The organism is Sphingomonas bacterium (assembly GCF_903644135.1).
Lineage (GTDB): Bacteria > Pseudomonadota > Alphaproteobacteria > Sphingomonadales > Sphingomonadaceae > Sphingomonas.
This window is the reverse complement of the sequence record NZ_CAHJXA010000118.1, coordinates 1-8,069: the sequence shown is the minus strand read 5'-3', so window position 1 is coordinate 8,069 and position 8,069 is coordinate 1. Positions and strand designations below refer to the sequence as shown.

Below are 8,069 nucleotides of genomic sequence, written 5' to 3'. Positions count from 1 at the left end.
GGTCGCGACCGGCGGCGGGCCGGCGCTGGCGCTGCCGCCGCTGGGACAGAGCGACGCGCTGATCCTGGTCGCCGCAATCGCGCTGGCGCTGGTCGCCTCGCTGATCCCCGCGGTCGCTGCCTATCGCGTGCGGCCTGCGCAGGTGCTAAAGGCCTGACGATGTTCACGCGTCTCACGCTCCTGGCCGTCTGCCTCGTCGCCATGACCCCGGCGAGCGCGCAATTCTACAGCGGCGGCCCGGCGCAATGGGGGCCGAACGGCAACGGCACGCTCGACCATGAGGACGACCTGCGCTGGATCTTCTTCCACGACGCCAAGGTGACCGCCGACGACGCGAAGGGCGAGTATCAGGCGACCTTCTCGCCTGCGCTGGCCAAGGAAAATGGCGTCCGGTTCCAGATCGCGGGCTATATGCTGCCGGTCGAGGCGACCACGACGACGCCGCACTTCGTGTTGACGCGGCGCAGCTCCGGCTGCCCGTTCTGCCCGCCCAACGAGCCGACCGAGGCGATCGAGATCTTCGCCACCAAGGCGGTGGCCTATACGCAAGCGCCGGTGACCGTCACCGGCACGCTGCATCTCGTCGCGCGCAGCGATCGAGGACTGTTCTTCAGGCTGGATGGAGCCAAGGTGGAATGAGACGAACGCCGATCCTGGCCGCCCTCGCGGCCACCGCATTGCCGCTATTGCCGGTGGTCGCGCAGGTGCAGGAGGCCGGCGAGCGATCGGCGCAGGCGCGCTTGCCGCAGGGGCGTTCGCAGCTCTGGTCGACGCTGCGCGCGACCAAGATCAGCGAGGATGATGCGCGCGGCGTGTTCCGTGCCAATCATCCGCCGGCGGTGAAGGCGCTGGTCGGGCAGACGCTGACCTTGCCGGGCTTTATCATGCCGCTCGACGCCGCAGCGAAGGGCAACCACTTCCTTCTGTCGAAATACACGCCGGTCTGCGCCTTCTGCCCGCCGGGCGAGCCCAACGAGGTGGTGGAGATTCGCACCGCGCGGCCGATCGCCTACAGCGCCAAACTGGTCAGCGTGACCGGCAAGTTCGCGCTGGAGAACAACGGCGACAACGGCCTGTTCTTTCAGATGACCAACGCCCTGGTGAAGTGATCGCGCTGGTGCTCGCGGCGGCGGCTGCGCCGATGTGGGTGCCGGTGGGGATGACGGCATCGCGGCTGCGGGTGTTCGTCGACAAGGCCAGCCTGCACGAGGTCGAGGGGCGGCGGCAGGTGCGCGTCCGGCTCGGCGCGCCGACCGCGATCACCGGCCGGATCGTGCTGGTCTATCAGGACGAGGAGTTCGACTGCCGCGCACGGCAATGGCGGATGCTGGCGTTCGAGGCACAGGACGAGGACGGCAAGGTGGTGCAGCGATCCACCCCCGCCGCCGCCCCGCCGCCGTTGCTGCCCGCGCTCGACCACACCATCGGCGGCGAGGTCGCGCGCACCGTCTGCGCTTTCTGAACGCGGTTGCCGCGGGGCCAGCCACCCCCTACGTTGTCGATCGATGGCGCACGCCCACACCCATGAAGAGCCCAAGGGCAAGGCGCTTGCCCGCGCGGCGCAGGCGACGCTGGAGCGTGCCGGCGAGCAATGGACGACCATGCGGTCGACGGTGTTCGACGCGCTGGCCGGGTTCGACCGGCCGGCATCGGCCTATGACCTGACCGAGGTCATCTCCAAGCGCGAGCAGCGCCGCGTCGCCGCCAACAGCGTCTATCGCATCCTCGACCTGTTCCTCGGGGCCAATCTGGTGCGGCGGGTCGAGAGCAAGAACGCCTATGTCATCAACGCGCATCCCGACTGCCTGCACGACTGCATCTTCCTCGTGTGCGACCGCTGCGGGCGGACCATCCACCTCGACGACGATACGATCACCAATCGCGTACGAGCGGTCGCCGAGCAGGCCGGCTATGTCCCGCAGCGCCCGGTGATCGAGGTGCGCGGCCTGTGCGCCGCCTGCGCGGCGGCGACCTAGCCCGCTTCCGGCTCAGCCTTCCTTGGCCAGTTCCTCGGCCAGCGCATCGGCATGGTACACCTTGCGCAGCGCCTCGCTGACCGCGCCTGCCGACACCGCCACCGCGCGGTTGAGCTTGGGATCGAAGCCGTAATCGCCGCCCAGGCTGTGGATGTTGCCGTCGAACACCGCGCCGATCACCTCGCCCTTAGCGTTGATCAGCGGCGAGCCAGAATTCCCGCCGATGATGTCGTTGCTGGTCGACATGTCGAACACCGTCGCCGCGCTCAGCTTGCCCTGTGCCGCCACCCAGCGCTGGTCGAGGTCGAACGGCGGCTTGCCGGTCGCGCGCTCGTACAGGCCGGGGAAATAGGTGAAGGGCGGCACCGTCTGGCCGCGATATGTCCAGCCCTGGATGGTGCCGTAGCTCAGCCGCAGGGTGAAGGTCGCGTCGGGATAGGTGCTGGTGCCATAGGCGGCGAAGCGCGCCTTGGCGATCTTCTCCGCCGCGACGGTTGCGGGGCCGGTGACCTGCTCGTTGGCGATGGCGCGCAGCCGGCGCGCCTCCGGATCGATGCGCAGCACCAGCTGGATCATCGGATCGCGCGACGCGGCGATCGCAGCAGCGCCGCCATCCCACAGCTTGCGGCGGACGGCGGGGTCGCCAAGCGACGACTTCGCGAGCGCCGCCGACAGGTCCTCGGGGCTGTCGCGACCAAGCAACAGCTTGGTCTCCGGCGAGTCGGCGGTCATGTTCTCGCGCGCCTTGGACAGCCAGAACTCCAGCACCAGCTGCTCCAGCTTCGGCTCGACCGGCTTGGGATCGAACACCTGCTTCTGCAGCAGCGGCAGCTGTGCGTCGGCATAGCCCGGCAGCCGCTGCGCCGAAGGCTTCTGCCGCTCGGCCGCCGCACGCACCAGCCGGCGCGCATAGTCGAACAGCGTCGAGCCGAGCGGGCCGCGCTCGACATAGTTGAGCGGCAAGGCCAACTCCGCCTGCTGCGCCTGCACCGCCGCCAGGTCGGCCCAGGGATCGCCGAAGCCCGCCGGCCGGCTCTTCAGCGTCGCGACCTTGGCCTTCAGCGCCGCCTCCTCGGCGCGCTTGCCGGCCATGAACGCCGGGTCAACCAGCGCCTGCTCCTCGCCGACATAGACCTTGTAGCTGTTCTCCAGCCCGAACAGCAGGTCCTGCGCGACGCGGCGGTTCTCCTCATTCTCCTCGCCGAAACGGATCAGCCGCCCCCGCAGCTCGGCCAGCGACGTGAGCCGCATGGGTGTGGTCAGGTCGCGCTGCGTCTCCAGCTGGGCGACGGTGAGCTGGCGTTCGGTGCTGGCGGGGTTGCCGGCGACGAACACCGGCTGGCCGGCGACCGGATTGGCGGCGTTCCAGACGAGGTGACCGGGCGAGGCGACCGGCCGGCCATTCTCGTACAGCCGCACAAAGGCGCTATCGAGGTCGTAGCGCGGGAAGTTGAAGTTATCGGGGTCGCCGCCGAAGAACGCCATCTGCACGCCCGGCGAGAACACCAGCCGCACGTCGGAATATTTCCTGTAGGCGTACAGCTTGTACTGGCCGCCATGATACAGGCTGACCACCTGGCACCGCGTCGTCGCCTGATCGGTGCAGGCCTGTTGCTCGATCGTGCTGGTGACCGCGGTCCGTGCCTTCACCAGCGCATCGCCGCTCAATCCCTTGCCAGCCCCGGTCACCTGATCGGTGACGTCGGTGATCGCGGTCAGGATCTCCGCCTGCATCCCCGGACAGGTCTTCTCCTCCGCCAGATAGCCACGGGTGTAGTAATCCTGACCCTTCGACGACAGGTCCTGCGCGCACTCGGCGACGCAGTGGTTGTTGGTCAGCACCAGCCCGCGCCCGCTGACCGTCGATGCCGAACAGCCGGTCGACAGCCGTACCGCCGCACCGCGGACATGGTCGAGCCATGCGGGCGTGATGTCGACGCCATACAGCGCCTTCACCTTCGCCGAAGGGAAGTTGTCGAAGGTCCACATGCCCTCTTCGCCCAGCGCCGGCGTGCCGGCGAGGCAAACGCTCGCAGCCAGCACGATGCGCATCCGCCCGAACATCCCCGTCATCTCATTCTCCCCGTCGGCCGTGCGGGTCGATGCCTGCCGGCCATGATACAGCGTACCTAGGCAAGGATCGGCGCAGCCGCAATCCGGCGTTGCAGGCCGGCGGATTGCCGCTTGACTACACATCTACGTTCATTCATATGAATAGATGTTGGTAGATAGAAAGAATGACACCGGACAAGAGTAGCGAGTTGGCGGAGCTGTTCCGCCTGTTGGGGGAGCCCAACCGGTTGCGGCTGGTGGTGGCCTGCCTGGACCGGCCGCGCACGGTTGGGGAGTTGACGGAGGAGATCGGGGTCAGCCAGTCGCTGGTCTCACATCACCTGCGATTGCTCCGCGCGGCGCGGCTGCTGCGGCAGCAGCGCCGGGGTAAGAAAATGCTCTACGACCTGCCCGACTGCCATGTCGCGACCATGCTGACCAACATGATCGACCACGTCCTCGAACCTGAGGACGCCCATAGCGAGGAGCAAGAATGATGACCGTCACGATCGATATGGTGAAGTGCGCCTGCGCCGACTGCGTTTGCGTCGTCAGCACCAGCAATGCCGTCGAGGCCGCCGGCCGCATGTTCTGCGGCGACAAGTGCGCCACCCATCACGAGAACAGCGCCGGCTGCGACCATGCCGGCTGCACCTGCCACGGCTGAACCCAGGCGATGCCGCGCCTCAACCGTGCTGGGGTGGACCATGCAAGCGACACTGGACCTTGTCCCCGGCCCTGCCGCCGGGGACGTTAGTTGTTCATGGCCGACGCAATCGGTGGACTAGCTATATACCGCTAGATATAGACCCTCGCTGACGTTCCATCCAAGTGAACGAGCTTCAGGGGGTATTGTGCTTCGACATCATTTCTGGTGCCTGTGCGCCGCATCCGTTTCCACGCTCGTCATCGCCAACGGCGCGGCGGCTCAGGCGGTCGCTGCGACCGCGGATCAGATGTCGCCCGGCCCCGCCGAGGTCGCCACCGGCAAGGCCGGCGACACGGTCGCGCAGCAGGATGGCCTGCCCGACGTGATCGTCACCGCACGCCGCCGGGCGGAGGATGCGCAGGCGGTACCGGGGTCGCTGACGGTGGTCGGCGGCGCGCTGCTCGATCGGTCATACACCGTCAACACGCAGGAGCTGACGACGCTGGTCCCCAGCCTCAACTACAGCTCCGCCAACCCGCGCAACACCGCCTTCACCATCCGCGGCCTCGGCAGCAGCGTCGTCGCGGTCAGCCAGTCGAACGACGGGCTGGAGCCGGGCGTCGGCTTCTATGTCGACCAGGTCTACCACGCCCGCCCCGCCACCGCCGCGTTCGACTTCACCGATATCGAGCAGATCGAGGTGCTGCGCGGGCCACAGGGGACGCTGTTCGGCAAGAACACAACGGCCGGCGCGATCAACATAACCAGCCGCCAGCCGACCTTCACGCCGGAGATGAACGTCGAGATCAGCGGCGGCGACTATAATTTCGTGCAGGCCAAGGCGTCGGCTTCCGCGCCGCTGACCGACACGCTGGCGTTCCGGGTGTCGGGCCTCGTCACCCGCCGCGACGGCACCCTGACCAACAGCAACACCGGCGAGCGCTATAACGAGATCCAGAACGAGGCGGTGAAGGCGCAGCTGCTGTTCAAGCCCAACGACAGCTTCCAGACCCGGCTGATCGTCGACTTCACCAATTTCGCCAGCAACTGCTGCACCCAGGTGTTCCTGCGCGTCGGCACCTCGCTGCGCGCCGCGACCCGGCAGTATCCTGCCCTCGCCGCTGGCCTCGGCTACACCCCGGCGAGCACCAACCCGTACGACCGGGTGACCAACATCGATGCACCGATCGGCGTCAACACCGCCGAGGGCGGCGTCAGTACCATCACCGACCTCAACCTTGGCGCGGTGACGGTGACCAACGTCGCCGCCTGGCGCTTCTGGGACTGGGATGCGGCCAACGACCGTGACTATACCGGCATCCCGATCCAGCTGACCCAGCACATCCCCTCCCGCCAGGACCAGTTCAGCGAAGAACTGCGCGTCGCCTCCAACGGCGACCAGCGTCTCAACTATGTCGGCGGCTTCTACTTCTTCCGGCAGCTGATCACCGGCAACCCGATCAGCATCTATGGTCCCGCGGCGACCTATTGGCTGCTCGGTTCGACCTCGCCCAACACCGCCGGCCAGCCGGTCGCCAATCCCACCTACCCCGCCAATCTGCTCGACGGCTATGGCACCGACGGGCGCACCCGCTTCACCACCAACAGCTACGCGCTGTTCGGTGAGGCGAACGTCAAGATCGTGCCGCGGCTGACGCTGACCGGCGGGCTGCGCTACACCCGCGAGGACAAGTCGGGCTTCTACTCGACCGAGGTGTTCGGCGGCCTGCCGACCACTAACACGGCGCTGGTCAACGCCAAGCTGTCGATCATCCGCCCGCAGACCTATGCCGCGCAGAGCAGCGAGGACAATGTCTCCGGCCGCGCCAACCTGTCCTATCAGGTCACGCCCGGCATCCTCGCCTATGCGAGCTATGCGCGTGGCTTCAAGTCGGGTGGCATCAACATGTCGGGCCTGCCGGTCAACGCGCAGAACCAGCCGGTGCTGACCACCGCCGTCGTCAACCCGGAGCGCAATACCAACTATGAGGCAGGGCTGAAGACGCGGCTGTTCGACCGCCGGCTGATCTTCAACATCGACGGCTTCTACACCAAGGTGCGCGATTTCCAGGCGACCATCGTCGACAATTCGCAAACGGTGGCGCTGCGCGGCTATCTCGCCAACATCCCGCGCGTGTCGGTACGCGGCGTCGAAATCGACTCGACCGCGCTGGTGCTGCCCGGCCTGTCGATCCGCGCCAACCTCGCCTATGCCGACGGCCGCTACGACGACTATCCCGCCGGCCCCTGCCCGCTGGAGGCGCAGACCGCCGCCACCACCGCTTGCAACCTGACCGGCGGCAAGCTTGCATCGCTGCCGCGCTGGTCGGAGACGCTGGGCGCGGATTACGAGCACGCGGTCGGGCCGGTCACCGCCTTCATCCACGCCGACAGCAACTGGCGGTCGAGCTACAACGGCGACCCGACGCTGTCGCGCTACACCTATGTCGACGGCTACAACCTGACCAACGCCACCGCCGGCGTGCGGCTGCGCAACGGGCTCGAAGTGGCGGCGTTCGTCCGCAACATCCTGGACGCCGGCTACATCCAGAACCTGACCGTGCAGGCGGGAAATTCGGGGCTGATCGTCGGCTCGCCCAGCGACCCGCGCACCTATGGCCTGACCCTGCGCGCGCACCTGCGATAGGATTAGCCTTCCCTCGGCCGGTAATCGTCATATGCTGGCTGAGGAGGTGGGCGTGGCGATTGCCGGACCGTTGAAGCTGAACGTCCAGATCACTCGCGACGGCCAGCCGGCGATTGGCCCCGGCAAGGCGCTGGTGATGGAAGCGGTCGCGCGCACCGGCTCGATCTCCGCCGCCGGGCGCGACCTGGGCATGAGCTATCGCCGTATCTGGCTGCTGGTCGACGATCTGAACGGCAGCTGGGCCGAGCGGGTGGTCGAGACCCGCGCCGGCGGCGGCACGGCCGGCGGCGCGAAGCTCACCGCGTTCGGCGAGCAGCTGCTGGCCGTCTATCGCGAGGTCGAGGCGAGCATGGTTGCCGCCGCCCAGGGCGAGCGCCTGGACTGGCTGGTCGCCGCGTTGCGCGACATGCCCGACGCGGAAGGGGTCGATTGAGCCAGCCGGCCGCCACCGTCACCCGCGCCCAGATCATCGGGGTGACGTTGGGGAACGCGCTGGAGTTCTACGACTTCCTCGTCTTCAGCTTCTTCGCCGTCCAGATCGGGCAATGCTTCTTCCCCGCCGCTAACCCGGTCTCCAGCCTGCTCACCGCGCTGGCGACGTTCGGCGCGGGTTTCCTGACCCGGCCGCTCGGCGCGGTGATCATCGGCGGCCTCGGCGACCGGGTCGGGCGGCGGCCGACGATGATCCTGTCCTTCGCCCTGATCGGCGGGTCCAGCCTGGGCGTCGCGCTGGTGCCGTCCTATG

At 67.7% G+C, this 8,069-nt stretch carries 10 protein-coding genes; 9 read left to right on the top strand and 1 reads right to left on the bottom strand.

The window, feature by feature from the left end; genetic code table 11:
* Window positions 1-159: 159 nt before the first annotated feature.
* From HUU96_RS07875 to HUU96_RS07860, 4 genes are read left to right on the top strand one after another with little or no spacing between them, the layout of a single operon-like run.
* Window positions 160-639, top strand: coding sequence for a hypothetical protein (locus HUU96_RS07875; RefSeq protein WP_174292285.1), 480 nt, complete (start codon window positions 160-162; stop codon window positions 637-639).
* Window positions 636-1,109, top strand: coding sequence for a DUF3299 domain-containing protein (locus tag HUU96_RS07870; RefSeq protein ID WP_174292284.1), 474 nt, complete (start codon window positions 636-638; stop codon window positions 1,107-1,109). Before HUU96_RS07875 ends, HUU96_RS07870 begins: the two co-directional genes overlap by 4 nt.
* A complete protein-coding gene (locus HUU96_RS07865) occupies window positions 1,106-1,462 on the top strand; it encodes a surface-adhesin E family protein (RefSeq protein ID WP_174292283.1) in 357 nt (118 codons plus the stop codon). Before HUU96_RS07870 ends, HUU96_RS07865 begins: the two co-directional genes overlap by 4 nt.
* 43 nt (window positions 1,463-1,505) lie before the next feature.
* A complete protein-coding gene (locus HUU96_RS07860; protein ID WP_174292282.1) occupies window positions 1,506-1,976 on the top strand; it encodes a Fur family transcriptional regulator in 471 nt (156 codons plus the stop codon).
* Window positions 1,977-1,988: 12 nt separating this feature from the next.
* Here HUU96_RS07860 and HUU96_RS07855 read toward each other — a convergent pair whose 3' ends face one another.
* Window positions 1,989-4,049 carry a S46 family peptidase gene (locus HUU96_RS07855; RefSeq protein ID WP_254605114.1) on the bottom strand — a complete coding sequence of 687 codons (2,061 nt, stop codon included), beginning with the start codon at window positions 4,047-4,049 and terminating at the stop codon, window positions 1,989-1,991.
* Between the two features lie 188 nt (window positions 4,050-4,237).
* Between HUU96_RS07855 and HUU96_RS07850 the strand changes: the two genes are divergently transcribed.
* The 5 genes from HUU96_RS07850 to HUU96_RS07830 all read left to right on the top strand — a co-directional run.
* Window positions 4,238-4,525, top strand: a complete 288-nt coding sequence (locus tag HUU96_RS07850) for a metalloregulator ArsR/SmtB family transcription factor (protein WP_254605113.1) — start codon at window positions 4,238-4,240, stop codon at window positions 4,523-4,525.
* The gene (locus HUU96_RS07845) at window positions 4,525-4,695 is read left to right on the top strand and encodes a metallothionein (protein WP_217430290.1); all 171 of its coding nucleotides are present in this window, start codon (window positions 4,525-4,527) and stop codon (window positions 4,693-4,695) included. The genes HUU96_RS07850 and HUU96_RS07845 overlap by 1 nt, the downstream gene beginning before the upstream one ends.
* Before the next feature lie 289 nt (window positions 4,696-4,984).
* The gene (locus HUU96_RS07840) at window positions 4,985-7,324 is read left to right on the top strand and encodes a TonB-dependent receptor (protein WP_174292279.1); all 2,340 of its coding nucleotides are present in this window, start codon (window positions 4,985-4,987) and stop codon (window positions 7,322-7,324) included.
* Between the two features lie 31 nt (window positions 7,325-7,355).
* Window positions 7,356-7,757 (top strand): winged helix-turn-helix domain-containing protein, encoded by a 402-nt coding sequence (locus HUU96_RS07835; protein WP_174292278.1) that lies wholly within the window; start codon window positions 7,356-7,358, stop codon window positions 7,755-7,757.
* Window positions 7,754-8,069, top strand: a 316-nt coding sequence (locus tag HUU96_RS07830) for an MFS transporter (protein ID WP_174292277.1), incomplete at its 3' end; no start/stop codon positions are given. The genes HUU96_RS07835 and HUU96_RS07830, both read left to right, overlap by 4 nt.

What these genes read in the sequence shown, in the direction of transcription:
- HUU96_RS07875 (WP_174292285.1), top strand. Translation starts at nt 160, where the DNA reads ATGTTCACGCGTCTCACGCTCCTGGCCGTCTGCCTCGTCGCCATGACC.
- HUU96_RS07870 (WP_174292284.1), top strand. Translation starts at nt 636, where the DNA reads ATGAGACGAACGCCGATCCTGGCCGCCCTCGCGGCCACCGCATTGCCG.
- HUU96_RS07860 (WP_174292282.1), top strand. Translation starts at nt 1,506, where the DNA reads ATGGCGCACGCCCACACCCATGAAGAGCCCAAGGGCAAGGCGCTTGCC.
- HUU96_RS07855 (WP_254605114.1), bottom strand. Translation starts at nt 4,049, where the DNA reads ATGACGGGGATGTTCGGGCGGATGCGCATCGTGCTGGCTGCGAGCGTT.
- HUU96_RS07845 (WP_217430290.1), top strand. Translation starts at nt 4,525, where the DNA reads ATGACCGTCACGATCGATATGGTGAAGTGCGCCTGCGCCGACTGCGTT.
- HUU96_RS07840 (WP_174292279.1), top strand. Translation starts at nt 4,985, where the DNA reads ATGTCGCCCGGCCCCGCCGAGGTCGCCACCGGCAAGGCCGGCGACACG.
- HUU96_RS07835 (WP_174292278.1), top strand. Translation starts at nt 7,356, where the DNA reads ATGCTGGCTGAGGAGGTGGGCGTGGCGATTGCCGGACCGTTGAAGCTG.